The organism is Achromobacter sp. FW305-C-13, from assembly GCF_058783475.1.
In genome coordinates, this window is the sequence record NZ_JBYSYN010000004.1 from 40,698 (window position 1) to 63,277 (window position 22,580).

Genomic DNA, 22,580 nt, shown 5'->3' on the forward strand with positions numbered 1-22,580 from the left:
TTCCATATAGGCATATCTATGGACCTGCGCCCCTTGCGCGCCTTGGTGGAAGTCGTCCGCCAAGGCGGCTTTTCCCAGGCCGCCAAGACCATCTACGCCACGCAGCCCACGGTCAGCAAGGCCGTGCGCCAGTTGGAAGACGAGCTTGGCCTGCCGTTGCTGGACCGCCATGCGCAGCCCGTCCGGCTGACGGAGGCGGGCGAGATCGTCTACCGGCGCGCCGTGGCAATGTTGGCCGAACGCGACGACCTGTACGCCGAACTGGATGACCTGAAGGGTCTGAAGCGCGGCATCCTGCGCCTGGGATTGCCGCCGCTGGGCAGCAGTTCGCTGTTTGCGCCGATGTTTGCCCGCTTTCGCAGCCGCTATCCCCAGATCGAGATCAGCCTGGTGGAGCACGGCAGCCGCCGGCTGGAGGAAATGGTGATGGCAGGCGAAATCGAGCTGGCGGCGTCGCTGCAACCCGTGCCCGACAACGTGGAATGGCAGCCTGTGGCGCGTGAACCGCTGATGGCGTTGTTGCCCGCCGACCACCCGTTCGCGCATGCCGAGTCGGTGGGACTGGCCGATCTGCGCGAGTCGCCGTTCATCCTGTTCGAGACCGGCTTCGCCCTGAACCGCATCCTCCATGACGCCTGCCAGCGCGCGGGCTTTACCCCGGCCATCGCGGCCCGAAGCGGCCAGATCGATTTCATCGTGGCGCTGGTAGCCGCCGGGCTGGGCGTGGCCTTCCTGCCGCGGCTCAAGGCGCGTGACGCCCTGCCCGCAGGCGTGTGCCGCGTACCCCTGCGCGACCCCGGCACCGATTGGGAAATGGTGCTGGTCTGGCGGCGCGGCGGCTACCTGTCGCATGCCGCGCAGGCGTGGCTGGCGCTCACGCGGGAGGAGCATCCCGGAGTATCCTGATGCCGGAACCCAATCGGCCCGACAGGGTCATAGTTTTCATGCCCGCCTTGCCCCGACTCTCCGCCCGCCGGCTTTTCGTCGCCGCCCTGCTTGCCGCCGCCAGCGTGGTGGGCTGCTCGCAGCTGGACTCCTGGCAACGCCAGACGATCTTCTCGCCCCAATCCGAACCGCAGACCTGGTGGCGCGAACCCGCCGCCGGCACCGAGGTCTACGACCTGGCGCTGGCCAACGGCGACAAGGTGCGCGCCTGGTACTGGCAAAGCCCCAAGGCGGGCGCGCCCACGGTGCTGTACCTGCATGGCGCGCGCTGGAACCTGAACGGCAGCGCCTTCCGCATCGACGGCTGGACGCGCATGGGTTATTCGGTGCTGGCCATCGACTACCGCGGTTTCGGCGCCTCGACCCCGCGCCTGCCGTCCGAAGAAAGCGCGCTGGAAGACGCGATGGCCGGGCTGAAGGAACTGGCCCGGCTGCAGCCCGACCCCGCGCGCCGCTTTGTCTACGGGCATAGCCTGGGCGGCGCCATCGCCATCGACCTGGCCGCGCGCCCCGAACAGCCGGAATTTGCAGGCCTGATCGTGGAATCCAGCTTCACCAGCATCGGCGCCATGCTGGGCACCCTGCGTTGGGGCAAGGTGCCGGGCGCCGGGCTGCTGGTCACGCAACCCTTCGATTCGGTGGACAAGCTGGCCCGCATGCACACGCCCATGCTGTTCATGCACGGCACGGCCGACCGCGTGGTGCCGCACACGATGAGCGACGAATTGTTCGCCGCCGCCCGCAATGTGGCGCCGGACCTGAAGCGGCTGGTGAAGATCGAAGGCGCCTCGCACTCGGGCGCCTTCCGCAGCGGTCCGCAGTACGACGCCGCGGTCAAGACCTTCATGCAGGACGCCACCCGGGCCTACACGCGCAAAGCCGGCTGACGCCCACCGCCCTACGCCGCCCCGCCCCTTGTGCGGGGCGTTTTCTTGCTCGCCCCTTTGACGCCGACCCGCCGGGAAAACCCGATCTCGGGAAATTCCCAACTAAAAATATCTATTAAATATATTTAACGAATATTAGACTTTGCTCCTGCTCGCCGCTCCGCCATTGAAGCGACGGCATCTTGAGGAGAAGCCAGTTGAACAACGTGCGTTGGCAGGGCGTATTTCCTGCCGTCACCAGTAAATTCCATGCCGACGAAACCCTCGACTTCGAAGCGATGCGCAAGCACTTCAGCTTCCTGATCGACAACGGGGTCCACGGCCTGGTCACCTGCGGCTCGCTGGGCGAAGCCAGCACCCTGACGCTGGAAGAAAAGCTCGAGGTCACGCGGTGCGCGGTGGAAGTCAGCGCCGGCCGCATCCCGGTGCTGGCCAACGTGTCGGAAACCAGCACCCGCGAAGCGCTGCGCTTCATCAAGGCCGCCGTCGACATCGGCGTGGACGGGTTCATGCTGATGCCGTCGCTGATCTACGTGGCGGACGCGCGCGAAGCGATGCAGAGCATCCGCACCATGGCGGAAGCGGCGCAAAAACCCTGCATGATCTACAACAATCCGGTCGCCTACCGCGTGGACCTGAAGACCGAACACATGGTCGAACTGGCCGACTGCCCGTGGCTGGTAGCCATCAAGGAAAGCAGCGACGACGTGCGCCGCCTGACCGACCTGCGCAATGCGCTCGGCACGCGCTACCAGTTGTTCATCGGCGTGGACGACCTGTCGTTCGAGGCGCTGGCGTTGGGCGCGGACGGGCTGCTGGCCGGCCTCGTTACCGCCTTCCCGCGCGAAACCGTCGCGTTGTATGACCTGATGAAGGCCGGCAAGTGGCAAGAGGCGCTGGCACTCTACCAATGGTTCACGCCGCTGTTGCACCTGGATGTTTCCACCAAGCTGGTGCAGAACATCAAGCTGGCCGAAACCCTGGCCGGCGTCGGCAACGAGCATGTGCGCCGCCCGCGCCTGCCGCTGGTCGGCGCCGAGCGCGAACGCTGCACCGCCATCATCCAGGCCTCGCTGGCCAAGCGCCCCAAGCAATACCAGTCGACGTAAGCGCCCCTTCCCGGACGCAGCACCCCGCAGCACGAACCCTCCGCCGCGCGGCAAGACCGCCGTGCGCGGAGGGGCCTGTCCCCAAGCACGCCTATCGGACAACATGCAAAGCGACATCATCCTTCAGACCCGGGGCCTGACCAAGGAATTCCGCGGTTTCGTGGCGGTCAACAACGTCGACCTGAGCGTGCGGCGCGGCGCCATCCACGCACTGATTGGCCCCAATGGCGCGGGCAAGACCACCTTCTTCAACCTGCTGACCAAGTTCCACATCCCGACGCGCGGCGAGATCCTGTATGACGGCGTGGACATCACGCAGGAACGCCCCGCGCAGACCGCGCGTCGCGGCATCGTGCGTTCCTTCCAGATATCCGCCGTGTTCCCGCAGCTGTCGGTGCGCGAGAACGTGCGCGTGGCCCTGCAGCGCAAGCTGGGCGTGGACTATTGCTTCTGGCGGTCGGAGCGCACGCTGGAAAGCCTGCACCACCGCGTCGAGGAACTGCTGGACCAGGTCGGCCTGCGCACCCATCTGGACGTGGCAGCGGGCGACCTGCCCTACGGCCGCAAGCGCACCCTGGAAATCGCGACCACGCTGGCGCTGGAGCCCGAACTGCTGCTGCTGGACGAACCCACGCAGGGCATGGGCCACGAAGACGTGGACCGGGTCAAGCACCTGATCAAACAGGTATCCGCCGGCCGCACGATCCTGATGGTCGAACACAACATGAAAGTGGTGGCGGACATCTCCGACACCATCACCGTTTTGCAGCGAGGCGAGATCCTGGCGGAAGGTCCCTACGCGACCGTGTCGGAAAACCCCGCGGTGCGCGAAGCCTACATGGGAGCCGAAGATGAGTGAAACCCAGGCCGGCGCGTCCGCGAACCTGCTGGAAATCCGCAATCTGCACGCGTGGTACGGCGAATCGCACATCCTGCATGGCATCGACCTGGACGTGAAGCCGGGCGAATGCGTGACGCTGCTGGGCCGCAACGGCGCGGGCCGCAGTTCAACACTGAAATCCATCCTTGGCCTGGTGGGCCGCCGCAGCGGCTCCATCAAGGTCCAGGGACAGGAAACGGTGGGCATGCCCACTCACAAGATCGCGCGCCGCGGCATCGGCTATTGCCCCGAAGAGCGCGGCATCTATGCGTCCTTGAGCGCCGAGGAAAACCTCATGCTGCTGCCCTCGGTCGGGCCGGGCGGCATGTCGGTGGAAGAGATCTACACGATGTTTCCCAACCTGAAAGAGCGCGCGCACAGCCCCGGCACGCGGCTGTCAGGCGGCGAGCAGCAGATGCTGGCGATGGCGCGCATCCTGCGCACCGGCGCCCGCCTGCTGCTGCTGGACGAAATCACCGAAGGCCTGGCCCCTGTCATCGTGCAGTCGCTGGGCCGCGTGATTCGGCAGTTGAAAGAGCGCGGCTATACCACCGTGCTGGTCGAGCAGAACTTCCGCTTCGCCCAGCACCTGGCCGACCGCCACTACGTCATCGAGCACGGCCAGGTGGTGGCCGTGATCGACCGCGCCGAGGTCCAGCAGTCGCAGGACAGGCTGAACGCGTTGCTCGGCATTTGATGTCCCCGCTGTATTCCTTCCGACCGCAGTCCCCCTTCCTACACGGAGCGTAGTCAGATGAAATTGAATCGAATCGCAGCAGCGCTGCTTACCCTGGGCGCGGCCGGCGCGGTCCATGCGCAGGCCAAGATCAGCGACGATGTCGTCAAGGTCGGCGTGCTGACCGACCTGTCAGGCGTGTATTCCGACCTGGCCGGCAATGGCTCCGTGATCGCGGCCCGCCTGGCGGCCGAAGAGATGGGCAACAAGGTGCTGGGCAAGCCCGTGGAGGTGGTGGCCGCCGACCACCAGAACAAGCCCGACGTGGCCGCCAACCTGGCGCGCGAATGGTTCGACCAGGGCAAGGTCGACATGATCACCGACTTCCCCACCGCGTCCACCGCGCTGGCCGTGATGGAGATCGCCAAGCAGAAGAACCGCGTGACGATGCCGTCGGCCGGGCTGTCCACCGCCATCCTGGGCGAGAAGTGCTCGCCGCTGAATGCGCAATGGACCACCAACACCTACGCGCTGGCGGCCGGCACGGCGCGCGCGCTGGTCCAGGAAGGCAAGAAGACCTGGTACTTCATCACCGCCGACTACACCTTCGGCCACTCGCTGGAAAAGGACGCGACCGAGGTCATCAAGGAAAACGGCGGCACCGTCGTGGGCGTGTCGCGCCACCCGTTCCCGGGCAATGACTTCTCGTCCTTCCTGCTGAAGGCGCAAGCCTCGAAGGCGGACGTGATCGCGCTGGCCAACGCCGGCAACGACACCGTCAACGCCGTCAAGCAGGCTAACGAATTCGGCATCAACAAGAAGCAGATCGTGGCGCCGCTGCTGACGTACATCTCGGACGTGCACAGCATGGGCCTGCCCAAGGCGCAGGGCATGTACCTGACCGAGGCGTTCTATTGGGACTACGACGACGCCTCGCGCGCCTGGGCCAAGAAGTTCTTCGAGAAAGCCAAGAAGATGCCGACGGCCTCCCAGGCCGGGGTGTATTCCGCCACCTTGTCCTACCTGAAGGCGATCGAAGCCGCGGGCACGGACGACGCGCCCGCCGTGATGGCCAAGCTGCGCGAGATGACCATCAACGACGCCGTGATCCGCAACGGGAAACTGCGCGCGGACGGCGCCCTGGTGCACGACATGTTGTTGTTGCAGGTGAAGACGCCGGCGCAATCCAAGGCCCCGTGGGACTACTACAACGTGAAATCGGTACTCAAGGGCGAAGACGTTTTCCCCAAGCCCCAGGCCTCCTGCCCGTTGAACAAGGCGTAACGCCACCCACGCCGCCCGCCGCCCATCATGTTCGACATCTCCCTTCCCGCCCTGCTCGCCCAACTGCTGGTGGGGCTGATCAACGGCTGCTTCTACGCCATCCTGAGCATGGGCCTGGCCATCATTTTCGGCCTGCTCAACATCGTCAACTTCACGCATGGCGCCCAGTTCATGATGGCGGCGTTCCTGGCGTGGATCGGCTTCACGCAGCTGCCACAGCTGCTCGGGCCCGGCGTGCAGATCAACTTCTGGGCCGCGCTGATCCTGGCGCCGCTACTGGTGGGTGCGGTCGGCGTCGTGATCGAGAAGACGCTGCTTAAACGGCTGTATCACCTGGACCACCTGTACGGGCTGCTGCTGACGTTCGGCATCGCGCTGATGATGGAGGGCGGATTCCGCTACTTCTACGGCATCTCGGGGGTGGGCTACGAGCCGCCCGAGATCCTGCAGGGCGGGTTCGACCTGGGCTTCATGTTCCTGCCGGCGTACCGGGGTTTCGTGGTGGTGGCGTCGCTGACGCTGTGCATCGCGACCTGGTACCTGTTCGAACGCACCCGGCTGGGCGCGATGCTGCGCGCCGGCACCGAAAACCCGAAGCTGCTGCAGGCCTTCGGCGTGAACGTGCCGGTGATGATCACGCTGACCTACGGCTTCGGCGTGGCGCTGGCGGGTGTGGCCGGCGTGCTGGCGGCGCCCGTCATGCAGATCAATCCGCTGATGGGCTCGAACCTGCTGAACATCGTGTTCGCCGTCGTGGTGATCGGCGGGCTGGGCTCCATCATGGGCGCCATCGTCACCGGCCTGGCGCTGGGCCTGCTGGAGGGCCTGACCAAAGTGTTCTATCCCGAAGCGTCCACCGTGGTCGTGTTCATCGTGATGGCCATCGTGTTGCTGATGCGCCCGGCCGGCTTGTTCGGCAAGGAGAAATAAGGTGCCGCGCATTCCCCTTTCGATCCGCATCCTGGCGTTGCTCCTTGTACCCGCGCTGCTGGTGCCCTTCTTCCCCCAGATCGTCTACCCCGTGTTCGTGATGAAGGTGCTGTGCTTTGCGCTGTTTGCGCTGGCCTTCAACCTGCTGACGGGTTTCACGGGCCTGGTGTCGTTCGGCCACGCGGCGTTCTTCGGCTGGGCCGGATACGCCGCCGGCGAAATGATGATCCTGTTCGGCGCGCGCGGCCTGCCGCCCGAAATCGCCATGCTTTGCGGCGTGGCCATGGCCGCCGCCATCGGCTATGCGATCGGCTGGCTGGCCATCCGGCGCACCGGCATCTATTTCGCGATGATCACGCTGGCGCTGTCGCAGGTGGCGTACTTCATGGCGGTGCAGGTAGGCTGGACGCGGGGCGAGGACGGCATGCAGGGTATCCCCCGCGGCAAGTTCCTGGGCCTGGTGGACCTGAGCGTGGACACGAACATGTATTACTTCGCGCTGGGGGTGTTCGTGCTGGGCTTCCTGTTCGTCTACCGGGTGATCCATTCGCCCTTTGGCCAGGTGCTCAAGACCATCCGGGACAACGCGCCGCGCGCCATTTCGCTAGGTTACGATACGGATCGGTGCAAGCTGCTGGCCTTCGTGCTGTCGGCATCGGTCGCCGGTCTGGCCGGTTCGCTCAAGGCGCTGGTGCTTCAACTGGTGGCGCTGAACGACGTGTCGCTGGCCACCTCCACCGAAGTGTTGCTGATGACGCTCCTGGGCGGCATCGGCACGGTGTGGGGCCCCGTGGTCGGTGCGACGCTGGTTGTGAGCTTGCAGAATTACCTTGCCACCCTGGGCGACGTGGTCACGATCGTCATCGGGCTGATTTTCGTGTTGTGCGTGTCGTTCTTCCGGCGCGGGTTCGTCGGCGAATGGCTGGCCTACACGCAGTGGCGCAAAACGAAGGAAAACAATAATTGATGGCAGGAGCAGAACCCAAGCGACGCGCCGCGGATGTCGCCTACGACCAGATCGAGAGCATGATCGCCACGCTGCAGTTGCAGCCTGGCAGCGCGGTCGTGGAAGCGGATCTGGTGGAAAAGACCGGCCTGGGGCGCACGCCGCTGCGCGAGGCGCTGCTGCGCATGGTGGCGGCCGGGCTGATCCGCCAGGAGCCCCGGCGGGGCTTGCGCGTGTCGATGATCCAGCTGGCGGACCACATGGACCTGATCCAGACCCGCCGCGCACTGGAGCAATTGATCGCCGCCAGCGCGGCGCGGCGCGCCACGCCCGCGCAACGCACCCAGATCGTGGACTGCGCGGCGCAGATGATCCGCGCCTCGGAAGGCGGCAACCTGGATGAATACATGCATGCCGACCAGTTGTTGGACTACGTCTGCCACGAGGCATGCCGCAATGCGTCTGCCGTGAATGCCGTGGAACCGCTGATCATCCAGTGCCGGCGCTTCTGGTACGCCTATCAGCACGAAGGCGATATCGCCGAAGGCGCCCGCCGCCACATGCTGATGGCGCAGGGCATTGCCACGGGCAACGAATCCGCCGCCATCAAGGGCGCGGATTCGCTGATGGACTACCTGGAGATGTTCACGCGCAAGGTCATTGACGCGTAGCGGCCGGGACCGCAACCGGGGGCACGGCGCCCGCCTTGCCCCGGTTCAGCCACTGCATGACGCGCGGGCGCGACCGGTCGTAGGCCAGGTTGTACAAGAACGCGTAGGGCAGATAGAACAGCACCAGGGCGATATCCAGCACGAAGGCTTCCCACAGGCTGATGCTGAGCCACCAGGCCGCCAGCGGGATCACGATCAGGATCAGGCCCAGTTCGAACCCGAAGGCGTGCACGATCCGCACGCGCAGGTTGCGGGTCCAGCCGAAGCGGTTCTCGACGCGGTCGAAACCGGCGTTGTAGATCATGTTCCAGACCAGCGCGATCCAAGCGATGACCGCGGTCAGCACCCCCATTTCAAACAGGGATTTGCCCATGGCCCAGGCGGCAGCGGGCGCGCACAGGCCGATGGCGAGGATTTCGAACAGAAAAGCGTGGAAGAAACGTTCTTTAAGGGTTTTAGTGGCTTGCGTCATGACCCACCTGAGGTCGGTTGCTACAGAATGGAGACGATTTTCGACGATATTTCCGGTACGATAAAGATCATATCCATCGGAAAAACCGATACCCCCATCCCACTGCCCATGCGCCACTCCCTAGAATCCCTGGCGGCGTTCGCCCAAGTCGCCTCGGAAGGCTCGTTTTCCGCGGCCGCCCGAAAATTGGGCAAAAGCCAGTCCACCATCAGCGAAACCATCGCCAACCTGGAAGTGGACCTGAACGTTGCGCTGTTCGACCGCAGCCAACGCCAGCCCGCACTGACCGAGGCGGGCCAGGTGCTGCTGGGTCAGGCCTTGCAGGTGCTGGCCGCGAACGACCGTTTCAACCGCAGCGCCAGCCAGCTGGCCGAGGGGCTGGAGCCCCGCCTGACGGTCGTGCTGTCGGACACGTTCCAGTCCGAGACCTTCGAAAACATGCTCAGCCAGATCGACCAGCGCTACCCGGCGCTGCGCTTCGAATGCCTGATCGCGGAATACGAGGACGTGGTGGCGCTGGTGCAGCAAGGCCGAGCGCATGTGGGGCTGATGGCGGCGCAGGACACCTACCCGCCCGACGTGGCGCACGCGACGCTGACCGAGCTTTCCGAAATCGTCCTATGCGTGGGGCGCAACCATCCGCTGGCGGCCCGTAAGCGGGTCACGGGCGACGAGCTCAAGGCCGAACGCGAATTGCGCCTGAGCACCTACGAGCTGGACGACAAGGACGCCGCGCCGCCGCACTCGACGTGGTCGGCGCCGGGTTATCTGATGCTGCTGGAAATGGCCAGCCTGGGATTCGGCTGGGCCGAGTTGCCGCGCTGGATGATCCAGCGCTTCGGACGCGATCAATTGGTGGAACTGAACGCGCCCGGCTGGCCGCGCCATATCCGGGTCGACGTCGTGTGGTCCACACGGCGCGCGCTGGGCCCCGCGGGCGCGTGGTTGCTGGAAAGCCTGACGCGCGAATAAGCCGCGCCCGGATGAGGCATCAGCGCGCCACTGCCGGCAAGCGCGCGATGCGCACGCCGTTGGCGCGCATCCAGTCGCCCAGCTTGGCGCTGGCCAACACATCGAATTCGGCGCGCCGCTGGCGCGACATCGGACTGCCTTCCTTGCAATCCATGGCGGGGTGACACATGAGCAGGTCGCCGTCATGCGCATTGAACAGCCAATTCTGCAACAGGTCCGCATAGCGCCGCTTGCCGCCGTCGAACCCGTACACGCCGAGCAGCCGGCGGTTGGTGCGCAGCCCATCGCGGCGGGCCTGGCGAGCCAGCGCCGCTGCGCCCAGGGCGCCGATGATGCGTGCCTTGATCGATTCCTTCAACGGAATGCCGCACAGCGCGCCGGGCGCCGTCTGACGCAGCCACGGCCGATGGTCGCCGTAGCGGCGTTTCAGTTGCGACAGCACCTGCTCACGGATGCCGGGCAGCTGATGCACATGCTGATGGCCATCCACATAATCGGGCGCGCGTCCGAACGCGGCTTCGAAGGCATCGAATTGGCGGGTCAGTTGCGCATCGATCCAGGCGCGGTCCAGCCGGCCAGCGTAGGCGCGCAAGATCAGCGCGCCAAGCGAAGGCATCGGTTCGGCGTCCGCGCCAAGCGATTCGGAAAAATTCACATGCAGGCCGACGTCCACGTCGTGCACGGCCAGGCGGCGGGCGTTCGACACAAACGTGGGCCCCAGCGACAGGCAGCTGACAGCGCTGACGCGGCCCATGGCGGCCAGCGCGATCATGCCTTCATCGATGTCGGCATTCATGCCAAAATCATCACCGCAGACGACGATACGTTTGCTCATTGCATCACCTCGAATTTCCATTTCACCACGACTTCCATGCGTGCCTTGCTCCAACAGATCAGCCTTTTCGTCGCCGTCGGCTGCGCTGCCGCCGCGACCCACTGGGCTGTTGCCGTGGGCTGCGTCGAGGGGTTCGGCCTGCCGCCACTGGCGGCCAACCTGGTCGGTTGGCTGATCGCCTTCGTGGTTTCGTTCTCCGGACACTACCGGCTTACTTTCCGACATTCCCGCACACCCTGGACCGTAGCAGCCCGTCGTTTCTTCTTGATTTCAGCCATTGGTTTCGTGATCAACGAATCCGCCTACGCGTTGCTGCTCCACATCACCACCCTTCCCTACGACGTGCTGCTTGCCTTGATCCTGATCGGGCTGGCGTTCGCCACCTTCGCCGCTAGCCGGCTTTGGGCGTTCCGCCACAAGCCCGCTGTCTGAAAGCCTCGTTCACGTCCACCCGCCACATCACGTACTTCACGCTGCTGGCCGCGGGCTCCAGGCCGCGCAACGGCGCGTACACCGGCCCGTCCGAATTCGTGCCCCACACCCAATAGCGGGAGCCGTCGGGCGCCGCGCAGAGCCGGGCGGTGAACTCGGCAGAGCTGACCAACAACTCCTTGCCGCGAGCGGGATCGAACGTTGCCGCGTCATAAAGCTCCTTGCGCCAGTTGTCGCGCACCGGCACGTCCTGATCCAGCCAGTCGTCCACGACCCACATGGGGTGCGGGGCGCGGGCGTACAGCGCCAGGTCGAACGGATAGGTATGCAGGGCGACGAACGTGTCGGCAGGCCCCGCCTGCGCCCGGACCACCTCGGCCATCGGCGCGGCGCTGCCCCGCACGTTGTTGGCCGCCACTCCCACCGCCAACACGCAGATGCCGGCGGCGACAGCGGCGCTCGTGCGCACCAGCCCCGGCGACACCGGATCGCCGGGTTCGCGCCACGCGCCAAGAATCACTTCGGCCAACAGGAACGCCAGCGGCGCCAGCGCGGGCAGCACATAGCCGACCAGCTTGGACTGCGGCAACGAAAAAAACACCAGCACCACGGCGAACCAGACCAGCGCCAGGCGGCGCAGATCACGCACGTGCCCTTCCTGCCAGAACGTGCGCCGCATGATGCCGCCGGCCCACAAGGACCAGGGCAGGCTCAGCCCGGCCACGACAGGCAGGTAGAACCAGAACGGCTGCGCGTTGTTGAAGCCGCTGGCCGCAAAGCGCTGGAAGTGCTGGTACACGAAGAAGTAATCGTAGAAGCCCGGGAACCGCAGCTGCATCAACACGAACCACGGCACGGCAACGACTGCGAAGACCAACAGCGCCGGCAGCCACAGCAACGCGGCCAGGCCGCGCCAGCGTCGGCGCCATGCAAACCAGATCAGCAAGATCGCGCCGGGCAGCACCAGGCCGATCAGTCCCTTGGCCAGCACCGCCAATCCGGCCAGCGCCGAGGCGGCCAAAGACATCCCGCGATAAGGCTGGCCGCGCTCGGCGCGCAGCACCGTGTCCACCGAGGCCAGCACGCACAGGGAGATCATGCCGGCCACCAGCATGTCCAGGTTCGCGAACTGCGCGCCGCCGTAGAAAAACGGGATGGTCGACAGGATCAGCACGGTCAACGCGGCCGCAGCGCCGTCGCGGTAGCGGCGCACAAAATAGTAGAGCCCCGCGGCCGAGCCCCATGCCGCCAGCCACGACGGCAAGCGCGCCGCCCAGGGATGCACGCCAAACGCCGAAAAGGACAGTTCCGCCAGCCAGTAGTAAAGCGGCGGCTTGTGGAAGTACGGCATGCCGTCCAGCAAGGGCACGGCGTGCGATCCGCTGCGCAGCATGTCCCACGCCACCCCCGCGTAGCGGCCTTCGTCAGGCAGGGTCAAGGGGCGGATCCACGCCAGCAACGCCAGCCACAGGCCAACGGCCAGCAACAGTCGCCCCGCCCGCGGATTCCATTCGGAACGCGCGGGGGACAGGGTGCCGCTGGCCATGGTCAGCCCGTCGCCTTACCTGCGCGCGCGGCCTTGCCCTGGCGCCGGCGCACGACGTATAGCGGCCGGCCCTTCACCTCGTCGAAGATGCGGGCGACATACTCGCCCACGACGCCCAGCGAAATCAGGTTGACGCCGGCAAAGAAGAGCACGGCGGTGACGATCGTCGTCCAGCCGGAGACGGCGTTGCCCGACATCAGATATTCACCGACCAGATAGGCGGCATATGACATGGCCAGCACGGCGAAGGCCGCACCGACCAGGCTGACCAGCCGCAAGGGCCAGGTCGTGAACGCGGTCAGGCCGTCCAGCGCCAGGCGGAACAGGCGCAGGCCGCTGAATCGGCTATCGCCGTGCAGGCGTTCGTCGGGGGTGTAGGGCAATGCCTCGCCCTTGAAGCCGACCCAGGCGTACAGGCCCTTCATGAAGCGGGTGCGTTCGGGCAAGGCGATCAGCGCGTCCACGACGCCGCGGTCCATCAAGCGGAAATCACCCGCGTGGGCAGGCACGTCCACGCCGCGCGCGCTGCTCAGCAACTTGTAGAACCAGCGCGCGCCAGCGCGCTTCACCCAGGATTCGTCGGCACGGGATTCACGCACGGCATAAACCATTTCAGCGCCCGCGGCCCACCGCGCCAGCATTTGCTCGATCAAGGCGGGAGGATGCTGCAGATCGGCATCCAGGCAGATCACCGCATTGCCCGTCGCGGCTTCCAAGCCTGCGCTCAGTGCGGCTTCCTTGCCGAAATTGCGCGACAGCTGCACGTAGCGGAATCCTTCGTGCTGCGTCCATTCGGCCATCAGCGCTTCGGTGCCGTCCGTGCTGCCGTCGTCGGCCACGATGATTTCCCAGCTGGTGCACAAGGCGGACAGCCGGCTACGCAGCAAGGGCAGCAGGATTCGCAGGTTCTCGGCCTCGTTCAGGCAGGGAATGACGCACGTCACGCAAGTGTCATACGGCACGGCCGCCACCTTGGAAGACCAGAGCGACTCCAAGGGATACGCTTTGGTCAACACTTGCTGCGGGATCGGATCGGACCGGAATTGGATGTGCATATGACGCTTTCGCTCGTAATACAGGACGTTATGGCAGGCAGTATGCGCAGGGCCTCGTCGAATTTTCATGAAATACGGCGCCGCCTTCTGCCGGCCAGAACACGAGCGAATTCTAGGGATCCAAGCCGCGAAAACTATGAAGTCACGTGCAAGCCTCGTTAACCTGTGTCCCCGATTTGTGAAACCTCGTAAAGCGGCCGGCCGCGCGAGGCCGGTAAAATGCGCCGGCTTTTCTCGTTTTCACAGGTTGTCATGCAATACCGAGTCCGCCCTATGCTGGCCAGCGACGTGGACGGCATTTTGGATGCCCAGACCCTGGCCTACCCCGACTTTCTGCTGGAAAGCGCGGAGTTCTTTCTCAATCGCCTGGCGCTTGCGCCCGCCTATTGCTGGGTGGCGCGGGCGAATGCCGACGACACCCTGCTGGGCTATCTGATTTCGTACCCCTGGGACGCCGGCCTGCCACCAGCCCTGGATGTGGCGCTGGCCGCGCTGCCGCCGCAAGCTGATCACTGGTTCCTGCACGACTGCGCCGTGGTGCCGTCGGCGCAGGGCTTGCGCGTAGGCCAGACACTATTGCGCACCGCTGCCGGCGGTGCCATGGAAAGCGGCCTGCGCCGCGCCAGTCTGGTGTCGCTGGAAACCGCAGTGGGCTATTGGCTGCGCCATGGCTACCAGCCTGTCGGCGGCGACGGCGAACCCTTGCCTGCCGAACTGGCCGAAAAACTGGCGGAATACGGCCCCCAGGCCAGTTACATGTCGCGCGCGTTTCCGCTCTAGCCGACGCCTGGCCCCCCGGTCCCGCCTCACGGGACCGCATGCGTTGCCGCATCCCTATGCGCCGTTGCGAACACGGCCGTAATATAGGGCCACAATCCGAACGATGTGGCGGCAACGGTTCCGATAGTCTGCATTGCTGCGCCCCTCGGGGCGCGAAGGCTTTTATGATTTCGCTTTCGCCCGTTCAATCCCTGCTGGCCTGCTGCCTGGTGCTTGTCATCGGCCGGGTGCTGACGACGCGGATAGGCATCCTGTCGCGCTACAGCATCCCCGACCCGATCGTCGGCGGCCTGCTGTTCGCCGTGCTGGCCTACTTGCTATCCACCTGGGGCGGCGTGTCGGTCTCGATGGAGACCAGCATCAAGCCCACCTTGCTGCTGCTGTTCTTCGGCTGCATCGGGCTGACGGCGAACCTGAAACTGCTGGCCAAGGGCGGCCCCAGGCTCATCGCCTTCCTGCTCGCGCTGATCCCCTTTCTGGTCTTGCAGAACGCCGTGGGCCTGGGTATGGCCTGGCTGCTGGACATGCATCCGCTGATGGGTCTGCTGGGCGGCACGATCACGCTGGTGGGCGGACACGGCACCGGCGCCGCCTATGCCACGCGGTTTGCCGACTTCAACAATATCCAGGACGTAATGGCGCTGGCGATGACCTCGGCCACGCTGGGCCTGGTACTGGGCGGCGTAGTGGGCGGACCGGTGGCGGAATGGATCATGCGCCGCCACAAGCTGGCCGGCAGCCTGGACCACGCCGCCAATGCGGCGCACCCCGCGCCGGACTTGGCCGAAGAAGCGCAAGCGCCCGCGGCCGGCTCGTTCATCGTGTCGCTGACGGCCGCCTTCGTGTGCCTGGTCGTGGGCGGCTACCTGGCGATGCTGGTCGAGGACGCCCCCGTCAGCCTGCCCAACTTCCTGTGGTGCCTGGCAACGGGCGTGCTCATCCGCAATGCGGGCGTGCGGCTGGGCCTGAAGCTGGACGACCGCGCGACAGAAATCATCGGCACGATCTCGCTGTCGCTCTTCCTGGGCATGACGATGATGACGCTGGATCTGTCCAGCGTGGCGCGCCTGGCCGGCCCCCTGGCCCTGATGCTGGCGGTGCAGACGCTGTTCTGCGCGCTGTACGCCGCCTGGGTGGTGTTCCGGATGCTCAAGCGCGACTACGAAGCCGCCATCATGGCGGCGGCCTTCTGCGGCTTCGCGCTAGGCGCGACCGCCACCGCCATCGCCAATATGCAGGCGCTGACGCGCCGCCATGGCCCCGCGCCCGAAGCCTTCATCGTGGTGCCCGTCACGGGCGCGTTCCTGGTCGACATCTTGAACGTGATCGTACTGACGTCCTTGATCTCCTTGCCATTCGTGGGAGGGATGTAAGCATGGGCCAGTCCCTACTCAAACGCCTTGCCCTCATCGGCCTGTGCCTTGCGCTGGCCGCCTGCGGCCGCGCGCCCGATACCGACGCCTTGCGTGCCGACGTCGAACGCAGCCTGGACGCCACCTACGGCCAGGGGCTGTTCCGCATCGCAGCGCTCAAGCGCATGGGTTCGGCCGCCGACAGCAGCGCGCCCGCCGGCGAGACCCGCCGCGTGGTTTATTACGACGTCGAACTGGATCTGGGCCGCGACATCGCGCTGGGCGCCTGGGACCAGCCCGGCGCGGCTTCACTGGTGACGCTGCTGGGCGCGGGCCCGCGCAGCATCAGCGGCGTGAAGTCCGGCGGCAACCAGGCGGGCGACCGTATCGTCGCGCACGCCAGCGCCATCTACCGCCAGGACGGCGACGCGTGGAAGCTTGTCACCCCGGCCGGCTTCAAGGCCGCCGAAGCGCCGTCGCTGGATACCGGCGCGCCGCCGCCCGTCACCCGGCAACTGCTGGACACGCTGGACCAGATTACCCATTCCGTCGCCTACAGCGCATCCAGCACCGCGCAGCACGTCGTGCAACAGGAACTGGAGCGGTCGGTGTCGCGCATCAACGGCCGGCTGGCCCGGATGCAGCAGGGTTACCCGCTGGCGGGCGGCCCCGACCGCGGCGAGTACGTGGCCTTTGCGCGCGCGCTCACCGCCGTCGGGCGTGCCCAGCAGATCCGCGTGACGCCGCTGATCACGGGTGGCGGCGCCGAGAACATCGCGTTGCTGCGCAGCGGCGATGCCGTGGTGGGCCTGGCGCAGGCCGACACCGCGCGCATGGCGTACGAAGGCCGTGGCCCGTTTGCGGCGCAAGGCCCCTTCGTCGCCCTGCGCGCCCTGGGCAGTCTGTACCCCGAACTGGTCCACATCGTGGTGCGCGACGACCCGGCGTTGCGCGGCGTACGCGACCTGAAAGGCAAGACGATCGCGCTGGGGCCAGAAGGCTCCGCCGTGCGTGCGACGCTCGAAGCCGTGCTGGCGGCGCACGGCTTGCAGGCGGGCCGGGACTACACGGTCGTGGACACGCCGTTTGCGGCATCCCTGCCCGCTTTGAACGCCGGCAACGTGGATGCCGCCGCGCAGGTGATCGGCGTGCCCGCCACGCCGCTGCGCGACGCACTGACCCAGGCCCGGCTGAAGCTGCTGCCGCTGGACCCGGCCGCCGTCAAGACGCTTGCCGCCAATGAAAGCGAACTGATGCCGCTGGAAATCGCGGCCGGCACCTACCCCAACCAGCCCGACCCGATTCCCACCATCGGGACTGCAGCGCTGCTGCTCACTACCGCCGACCTGACCCGGGACGAGGCGCTGGTGGTCGTGCGCGCCGTCTACCAGACGGGCCAGGACCTGCTGGCCGCGGGTTCGCCCCAAGGCGCCCAGGTATCGGTCGCCAATGCCCGACGCGGCCTGACCGTGCCGCTGCATGACGGCGCCGAAGAAGGATTGGCGCTGCTGGAGCACGCGAAACCGCGTTGATCCCGGTTGCGCTTATGATTGCGCTCCTAATCAGGAATTTCCATGAATAAATTCGATCTCCAAAAGAACCAGGCCCTAAAGCTGGCCGGCCAACTCAAGCAGTCCGCCACCCCCGACCGCTTCGGCGTGGCCTCGCAGACGCCCGACCGCCGCGAACAGCGCAAGCTGGATCAGGCCGCCGGCCTGGTGCCGTTTCCGCTGAAGCTGTCGCAGGCGCACGCCGACAAGCTGCGCGCCCTGGCGGCTGAACGCGGTGTGTCCACCAACGACATCGTGGCCGACGTGCTGCAGAAAGCGCTGGGCGAATAAGCGCTTATGCACATCTGGGTCGATGCGGACGCGTGTCCCGTGGTCATCAAAGACATCCTGTTCCGGGCCGCGCAGCGCTGGCAGGTGCCGGTGACGCTGGTGGCCAACCAGCCGCTTTCCACGCCGCCCTCGCCCCTGATCCGCGCCGTGCAGGTGCCCCGCGGCTTCGACGTGGCGGATGCGCACATCGTCGAGCGCGCGGAACCGGGCGATCTCGTCATCACCGCGGATATACCGCTGGCGGCGGAAGTGCTGGAAAAAGGCGCCATGGCGCTGAACCCGCGCGGCGAACGCTATTCGCCGGAGACCATCCGGGAACGGCTGGCGGTGCGGGACATGATGGAAGAGTTGCGCGCAAGCGGCGTGGACACGGGCGGCCCGCCGTCGTTCAGCCAGGCCGACCGCAAGGCCTTTGCGAACCAGCTGGATACGCTGCTGGCGCGTATCGCACGCCAGGCCGCGCCGAAAGGCTGAGAGCCACGTCAGTAAAACGTGATGTAGGCCTTGTACAAGATGGAGCCGATGGCCGTGATCAGGCCCAGCCCCATCAATCCCATCCCCAGATTGCGGTCACGCAGCCCGAATCCGACCAGCATCAACGCCACGCCCGTGACGATGATGATCAACATGGTATTTGTGCTGGCATGCATGGACGTCTCCTGTTCGCATCGGCGTGCCCGGGAGGTTTCCTCCGGGGGTTCGCCGCACAACAATCATAGACATGCAAAGACCCGACGGGACGCAAGGGCCAACGGCGCGGTTGCGTCTGATCAATAGAATATAGGATTAGCGCGGGGCGCACGGCATTTCGCCACGGCTTTTGCTACGCCCTTGCCTGCAGCAGAAAACAAAAAAGCCAACCGATAAAGGTTGGCTTGTTTGCTTTGCACCCGGCAACGCATCTTGCGATGCGGTTTGCTGTGCGACTTGATGACAACTTCGGCTTGTTGGATATTGGGCCTGCGCTGTCTCTCAAGGGTCTTTGGTGGGTGGTACAAGTTTCGAACTTGTGACCCCTGCCGTGTGAAGGCAGTGCTCTACCACTGAGCTAACCACCCTGAAAGAGGCGAAATAATAGCATGTTTTTTAAAACGTGCGCAAGTCGCCTCGGAAAATTATTTACGCAGCCGCAACCGGCGCATCCAGCTTGCGCCACACGCATTCGCCGCCCACGGATTTATCCAGGGCCGCCAGGTAGGTTTCGTGCTCGGCGAGTTCCTCGTCGCTGGCTTTGACCACCACCAGGCCCGACGCATCGAACCTGGCCAGCACGATGCCGTCGCTGCCGGCGCCGTCGTTGTCGTCCACGTCGATCAACAGCGCGTCCTGCCCGCGGGTCATGGCCAGCCAGACTTCGGCCAGCAACTGCGAGTCAAGCAATGCGCCGTGCAGCGTGCGATGAGCGTTGGAAATGCCGAAGCGGTCGCACAGCGCGTCCAGCGAATTGCGCTTGCCCGGGAACAGCGAACGCGCGTGCAGCAGCGAATCGGTGACCGTCTCGCAGTATTCGGTGATCGGGCCGCGGCCCGTCTTGGCCAGTTCGGCGTTGAAGAACTTCACGTCGAACGCGGCGTTGTGCGCGATCAGTTCGGCGCCCTGGATGAATTTGACGAACTCGTCCGCCACATCGGCGAAGCGGGGCTTGTTCGACAGGAACTCCGTCGTCAGCCCGTGCACCGCCAAGGCCTCGGGGTCGCTGTCGCGGTCCGGGTTCAGGTAGATGTGCAGGTTATTGCCCGTGGACATCCGATTGACCATTTCCACGCAGCCGATCTCGACGATGCGATGCCCCTGGGCGGGGTCAAGTCCGGTGGTTTCCGTGTCAAAGATGATCTGGCGCATAACTTATTCCGACGCTGGGTTGGCCGAAGCCGACGGCGTGTGAGCGCCCGGCGGGTGGGCCGGGGGATGCTCTGCGCTGCCGGCATGGCCGGGTTTCTGGCGCGCGGTGGCAATCAGCGTATAGGCCACCGGCACGACGAACAAGGTCAGTAGTGTACCCAGCATCAGCCCGCCGACCAGGACCCAGCCGATCTGCTGGCGGGATTCCGCGCCCGCCCCGGTCGACAGCGCCAACGGCACCGTGCCCAGCACCATGGCGCCCGTCGTCATCAGGATGGGGCGCAATCGCAGGACGCTTGCCTCGGTAACGGCGGCGAACAGTTCGCGGCCTTCGTCGCGCAGCTGGTTGGTGAATTCCACGATCAGGATGCCGTGCTTCGTAATCAGACCCACCAGCGTGATCAGGCCGATCTGGCTGTAGATGGACAGCGTGCCGCCCGTCAGCCACAAGGCCAGCAGCGCGCCCGTCATGGACAGCGGCACCGACAACATGATGATGAAGGGGTTGCGCCAGCTTTCGAACTGCGCGGCCAGCACCAGGTAGATGAAGGCCAGCGCCATGCCGAAGACCAGATAGATGCTGCCCGACGAATCGCGGAATTCGCGCGACTGGCCGTCCAGGTCGGTCACGATGGTGTTGGGCAGCACGTCGCGCGCAACCTGGTGCATGTGGGTCAGGACTTCGCCCAGGGCATAGCCGGGTGCCACGGCGGCGTCGATCTTCACCGCGCGCAGGCGGTTGAAGTGGTTCAGCGACTGCGGCGACACGCCTTCGTGCACGCCCAGCAGGTTATCCAGCTGCACCATGCTGCCGTCGCGCGCCCGCACGTAGATGCCCGAGATGTCGGTGGGGTTGGCGCGATCGCGCGGCGTCACCTGCACGATCACGTCGTACTGCTCGCCCTCGTCCTTGTAGCGGGTGACCTGGCGCCCGCCCAGCATCGACTCCAGCGTGCGGCCCACGGTATCCACGTTGGCGCCCACGTCGGCCATCTTGTCGCGGTCCACGCGCACCCGCAGTTCCGGGGTGTTCAAGCGCAGGTCGGTATCCAGGTTGAGCAGGCCGGGATACTTGCGCAGTTCGGTCAGGAACACTTCCGTCAGCCGCGCCAGCTCCGCGTAGGACGCCTGGCTCATGATGATGAATTCCACCGGCTTGGAGCGCGCGGACTGGCCCAGCGACGGCGGGTTGGTCGGAAAGGCGCGCACGCCAGGCAGCGACGAGAACTGCGGTTGCAGTTGCTGGGTGATGGCCTGCTGCTTGCGGCTGCGTTCCTCCCAGGGCTTCAAGCGCAGGATGGCGGTGCCGTCCGTCACGGTTGGAAAGCCTACCGTGACCTGGCTGCCGCTGGCCTCGGGGATCTCGGAATAGAACTTCTCGATGCCGAGCATGCTGTCCAGCGTGTAGTTCAGCGTGGCGCCCTCCGGCGAGCTGACGATGCCGAACACCACGCCTCGGTCTTCGATAGGGGCCAGTTCGCTCTTGACCACCTTGAACAGGACGCCGCTGCCGGCCGCCACGGCCAGGCCGATAACCACCACCAGCCAGCGGTGGCGCAGGGATGCGCCCAGCAGGCGGCGGTAGCCGTTGCTCATGCCGTTCAGCCAGCCTTCGATCAGGTTGTACCAGCGGCTGTGGCTGCTTTCGTGGCGCAGCAGCACCGAGCACATCATGGGCGTCAGCGTCAGCGCAACAAAACCCGAGACCAGCACCGCGCCGGCCAGCGCCAGCGCGAATTCGATGAACAGCCGCCCGGTGCGGCCCGTGGCAAAGGCCAGCGGCGCATACACGGTGACCAGCGTCATGGTCATGGCTACCACCGCGAACCCAATTTCCTTCGACCCGCGCAGCGCGGCTTCCTTGCGCGGCATGCCCTCTTCGATGTGGCGGTAGATGTTCTCCAGCACCACGATGGCGTCGTCCACCACCAGGCCGATGGCCAGCACCATCGCCAGCAAGGTCAGCGTATTGATGGAAAAGCCGAAGAGGTACATCAGCGCGCAGGCGCCCACCAGCGACACGGGGATGGTGACGATGGGGATGATGCTGGCGCGCAGGTTGCGCAGGAAGAAGAAGATCACCAGCACCACCAGGACGATGGCTTCGCCGATGGTGTGGAAGACGGAATCGATGGAGCGTTCGATGAACACCGACGAGTCGTACGCGATGTTCAGCTTCATGCCTGCGGGCAGGGTCTCGTTCAAGCGCTCGACTTCCAGGCGCGCGGCCTTGGACAGCTCCAGCGGGTTGGCGGTGGATTGCCGCGTCACACCGATGTTGATCGCCGGCTTGCCGTTAAAGCGCGACAGCACGCGGTCGCTGGCGGCCGCGATCTCGACCTTGGACACGTCGCGCAGGCGGACCGGATAGCCCTTCACGTTGGCCACGATCACGTCTTCGAACTGTGCCGGCGTCTGCAGGTCGGTGGACGACACCACCGAGAACTCGCGGGCGCGCGACTCGATACGGCCGGCCGGGATCTCGACGTTCTGGCTGCGCAGCGCGGCCTCGACGTCCTGCACGGTCAGGCCGTAGGCGGCCAGCTTGTCGCGATCGACGTAGATGCGCATGGACGGCAGGCGTTCGCCGAAGACGCGGACTTCGGCCGCCCCCGGGAGCACTGACAGCCGGGTCTTGATATAGCGGTTGATGTAGTCGGAGGTCTGGATCGCCGAGTACGTGCCGGACTCCACCGCGATGTAGATGATGGGCTGGGAATCGGCCTCGACCTTGCCGATGATGGGCTCGTCGATCTCGTCGGGCAGGAAGCGCCGGGCGCGTGACACCTTGTCGCGCACTTCGGCCGCGGCCGCGTCCGGGTTGCGGGACAGGTTGAACTTGATGTTGATCAGGCTGCGTTCGGAACGGCTGCGCGAGGTCATCACGTCCACGCCTTCGATGCCGGCCAGCTGGTCTTCCAGCGGCTTGGTCACCTGCGACTCGATCACTTCCGGCGAGGCGCCCTTGTAGGTGGTGTCCACCGACACGATGGGCTCGTCGATCTTGGGGTATTCGCGCACCGTCAGGCGCGAATACGAGATCAGGCCGATCAGAACGATGATCAGCGACAGGACCGATGCGAACACCGGCCGCTTGATGCAGGTTTCCGAGATACGCATTGCGC

23 protein-coding genes and 1 tRNA gene are annotated in these 22,580 nt (G+C 65.7%); 16 read left to right on the forward strand and 8 right to left on the reverse strand.

What is annotated here, in order from left to right; translation table 11 throughout:
- Positions 1–18 precede the first annotated feature (18 nt).
- The 9 genes from AC3WMU_RS23825 to AC3WMU_RS23865 all read left to right on the forward strand — a co-directional run bounded on the left by AC3WMU_RS23825 (position 19) and on the right by AC3WMU_RS23865 (position 8,328).
- Complete coding sequence (locus tag AC3WMU_RS23825; RefSeq protein WP_492283055.1) at positions 19–906, forward strand: LysR family transcriptional regulator; 888 nt, start codon at positions 19–21, stop codon at positions 904–906.
- A gap of 38 nt (positions 907–944) precedes the next feature.
- Positions 945–1,832, forward strand: a complete 888-nt coding sequence (locus tag AC3WMU_RS23830; RefSeq protein ID WP_035213653.1) for an alpha/beta hydrolase — start codon at positions 945–947, stop codon at positions 1,830–1,832.
- 197 nt (positions 1,833–2,029) lie between these two features.
- Positions 2,030–2,941: a dihydrodipicolinate synthase family protein gene (locus AC3WMU_RS23835; protein WP_088590339.1), complete on the forward strand. Its 912-nt coding sequence runs from the start codon at positions 2,030–2,032 to the stop codon at positions 2,939–2,941.
- Positions 2,942–3,044: 103 nt separating this feature from the next.
- On the forward strand, positions 3,045–3,800 hold the full coding sequence (locus AC3WMU_RS23840) for an ABC transporter ATP-binding protein (RefSeq protein WP_006225961.1): 756 nt from the start codon (positions 3,045–3,047) through the stop codon (positions 3,798–3,800).
- Positions 3,793–4,518, forward strand: a complete 726-nt coding sequence (locus AC3WMU_RS23845; protein WP_280028840.1) for an ABC transporter ATP-binding protein — start codon at positions 3,793–3,795, stop codon at positions 4,516–4,518. The genes AC3WMU_RS23840 and AC3WMU_RS23845 overlap by 8 nt, the downstream gene beginning before the upstream one ends.
- Before the next feature lie 57 nt (positions 4,519–4,575).
- The gene (locus AC3WMU_RS23850; protein ID WP_006225959.1) at positions 4,576–5,781 is read left to right on the forward strand and encodes an ABC transporter substrate-binding protein; all 1,206 of its coding nucleotides are present in this window, start codon (positions 4,576–4,578) and stop codon (positions 5,779–5,781) included.
- A 27-nt stretch (positions 5,782–5,808) separates the two neighbouring features.
- A complete protein-coding gene (locus AC3WMU_RS23855) occupies positions 5,809–6,711 on the forward strand; it encodes a branched-chain amino acid ABC transporter permease (RefSeq protein WP_006225958.1) in 903 nt (300 codons plus the stop codon).
- 1 nt (position 6,712) lies between these two features.
- Complete coding sequence (locus tag AC3WMU_RS23860; RefSeq protein ID WP_006225957.1) at positions 6,713–7,678, forward strand: branched-chain amino acid ABC transporter permease; 966 nt, start codon at positions 6,713–6,715, stop codon at positions 7,676–7,678.
- Entirely contained in the window at positions 7,678–8,328 is a 651-nt protein-coding gene (locus AC3WMU_RS23865) for a GntR family transcriptional regulator (protein ID WP_006225956.1), read from the forward strand. The genes AC3WMU_RS23860 and AC3WMU_RS23865 overlap by 1 nt, the downstream gene beginning before the upstream one ends.
- Here the strand turns inward: AC3WMU_RS23865 and AC3WMU_RS23870 are convergent.
- Positions 8,315–8,800 (reverse strand): multidrug/biocide efflux PACE transporter, encoded by a 486-nt coding sequence (locus tag AC3WMU_RS23870; RefSeq protein WP_006225955.1) that lies wholly within the window; start codon positions 8,798–8,800, stop codon positions 8,315–8,317. The two genes, AC3WMU_RS23865 and AC3WMU_RS23870, sit on opposite strands and share 14 nt — an antisense overlap.
- 108 nt (positions 8,801–8,908) lie before the next feature.
- On the opposite strand from AC3WMU_RS23870, the gene AC3WMU_RS23875 reads away from it, so the two are divergent.
- A complete protein-coding gene (locus tag AC3WMU_RS23875; RefSeq protein ID WP_035213650.1) occupies positions 8,909–9,772 on the forward strand; it encodes a LysR family transcriptional regulator in 864 nt (287 codons plus the stop codon).
- Between the two features lie 19 nt (positions 9,773–9,791).
- On the opposite strand, the gene AC3WMU_RS23880 is transcribed toward AC3WMU_RS23875, so the two are convergent.
- Positions 9,792–10,607, reverse strand: coding sequence for a ChbG/HpnK family deacetylase (locus tag AC3WMU_RS23880; RefSeq protein ID WP_006225953.1), 816 nt, complete (start codon positions 10,605–10,607; stop codon positions 9,792–9,794).
- Between the two features lie 36 nt (positions 10,608–10,643).
- On the opposite strand from AC3WMU_RS23880, the gene AC3WMU_RS23885 reads away from it, so the two are divergent.
- A complete protein-coding gene (locus tag AC3WMU_RS23885; protein WP_492283056.1) occupies positions 10,644–11,039 on the forward strand; it encodes a GtrA family protein in 396 nt (131 codons plus the stop codon).
- Here the strand turns inward: AC3WMU_RS23885 and AC3WMU_RS23890 are convergent.
- Both AC3WMU_RS23890 and AC3WMU_RS23895 read right to left on the reverse strand, forming a co-directional pair.
- Positions 10,999–12,585 (reverse strand): ArnT family glycosyltransferase, encoded by a 1,587-nt coding sequence (locus AC3WMU_RS23890; RefSeq protein ID WP_492283057.1) that lies wholly within the window; start codon positions 12,583–12,585, stop codon positions 10,999–11,001. The genes AC3WMU_RS23885 and AC3WMU_RS23890 overlap by 41 nt on opposite strands.
- Before the next feature lie 2 nt (positions 12,586–12,587).
- Positions 12,588–13,640 carry a glycosyltransferase family 2 protein gene (locus tag AC3WMU_RS23895; protein ID WP_006225950.1) on the reverse strand — a complete coding sequence of 351 codons (1,053 nt, stop codon included), beginning with the start codon at positions 13,638–13,640 and terminating at the stop codon, positions 12,588–12,590.
- 273 nt (positions 13,641–13,913) lie between these two features.
- Here AC3WMU_RS23895 and AC3WMU_RS23900 point away from each other — a divergent pair, with 273 nt between their 5' ends.
- From AC3WMU_RS23900 to AC3WMU_RS23920, 5 genes are all read left to right on the forward strand, one after another.
- Complete coding sequence (locus AC3WMU_RS23900) at positions 13,914–14,420, forward strand: GNAT family N-acetyltransferase (RefSeq protein ID WP_492283058.1); 507 nt, start codon at positions 13,914–13,916, stop codon at positions 14,418–14,420.
- A 164-nt stretch (positions 14,421–14,584) separates the two neighbouring features.
- The gene (gltS, locus tag AC3WMU_RS23905; RefSeq protein ID WP_424624538.1) at positions 14,585–15,793 is read left to right on the forward strand and encodes a sodium/glutamate symporter; all 1,209 of its coding nucleotides are present in this window, start codon (positions 14,585–14,587) and stop codon (positions 15,791–15,793) included.
- A gap of 2 nt (positions 15,794–15,795) precedes the next feature.
- Positions 15,796–17,304: a TAXI family TRAP transporter solute-binding subunit gene (locus AC3WMU_RS23910; RefSeq protein WP_424624539.1), complete on the forward strand. Its 1,509-nt coding sequence runs from the start codon at positions 15,796–15,798 to the stop codon at positions 17,302–17,304.
- 42 nt (positions 17,305–17,346) lie between these two features.
- Entirely contained in the window at positions 17,347–17,613 is a 267-nt protein-coding gene (locus AC3WMU_RS23915; RefSeq protein WP_006225946.1) for a hypothetical protein, read from the forward strand.
- A gap of 6 nt (positions 17,614–17,619) precedes the next feature.
- Positions 17,620–18,087 carry a YaiI/YqxD family protein gene (locus AC3WMU_RS23920; RefSeq protein WP_006225945.1) on the forward strand — a complete coding sequence of 156 codons (468 nt, stop codon included), beginning with the start codon at positions 17,620–17,622 and terminating at the stop codon, positions 18,085–18,087.
- 8 nt (positions 18,088–18,095) lie between these two features.
- Here the strand turns inward: AC3WMU_RS23920 and AC3WMU_RS23925 are convergent, their stop codons facing one another.
- The 4 genes from AC3WMU_RS23925 to AC3WMU_RS23940 form a co-directional block, all read right to left on the reverse strand.
- Positions 18,096–18,263, reverse strand: coding sequence for a hypothetical protein (locus tag AC3WMU_RS23925; RefSeq protein ID WP_006225944.1), 168 nt, complete (start codon positions 18,261–18,263; stop codon positions 18,096–18,098).
- A gap of 333 nt (positions 18,264–18,596) precedes the next feature.
- Positions 18,597–18,671 (reverse strand) — tRNA-Val (locus tag AC3WMU_RS23930).
- A gap of 61 nt (positions 18,672–18,732) precedes the next feature.
- Positions 18,733–19,455, reverse strand: coding sequence for a DNA polymerase III subunit epsilon (gene dnaQ / locus AC3WMU_RS23935; protein WP_492283059.1), 723 nt, complete (start codon positions 19,453–19,455; stop codon positions 18,733–18,735).
- 3 nt (positions 19,456–19,458) lie between these two features.
- Positions 19,459–22,575 (reverse strand): efflux RND transporter permease subunit, encoded by a 3,117-nt coding sequence (locus AC3WMU_RS23940; RefSeq protein WP_280028850.1) that lies wholly within the window; start codon positions 22,573–22,575, stop codon positions 19,459–19,461.
- Between the last annotated feature and the right edge of the window lie 5 nt (positions 22,576–22,580).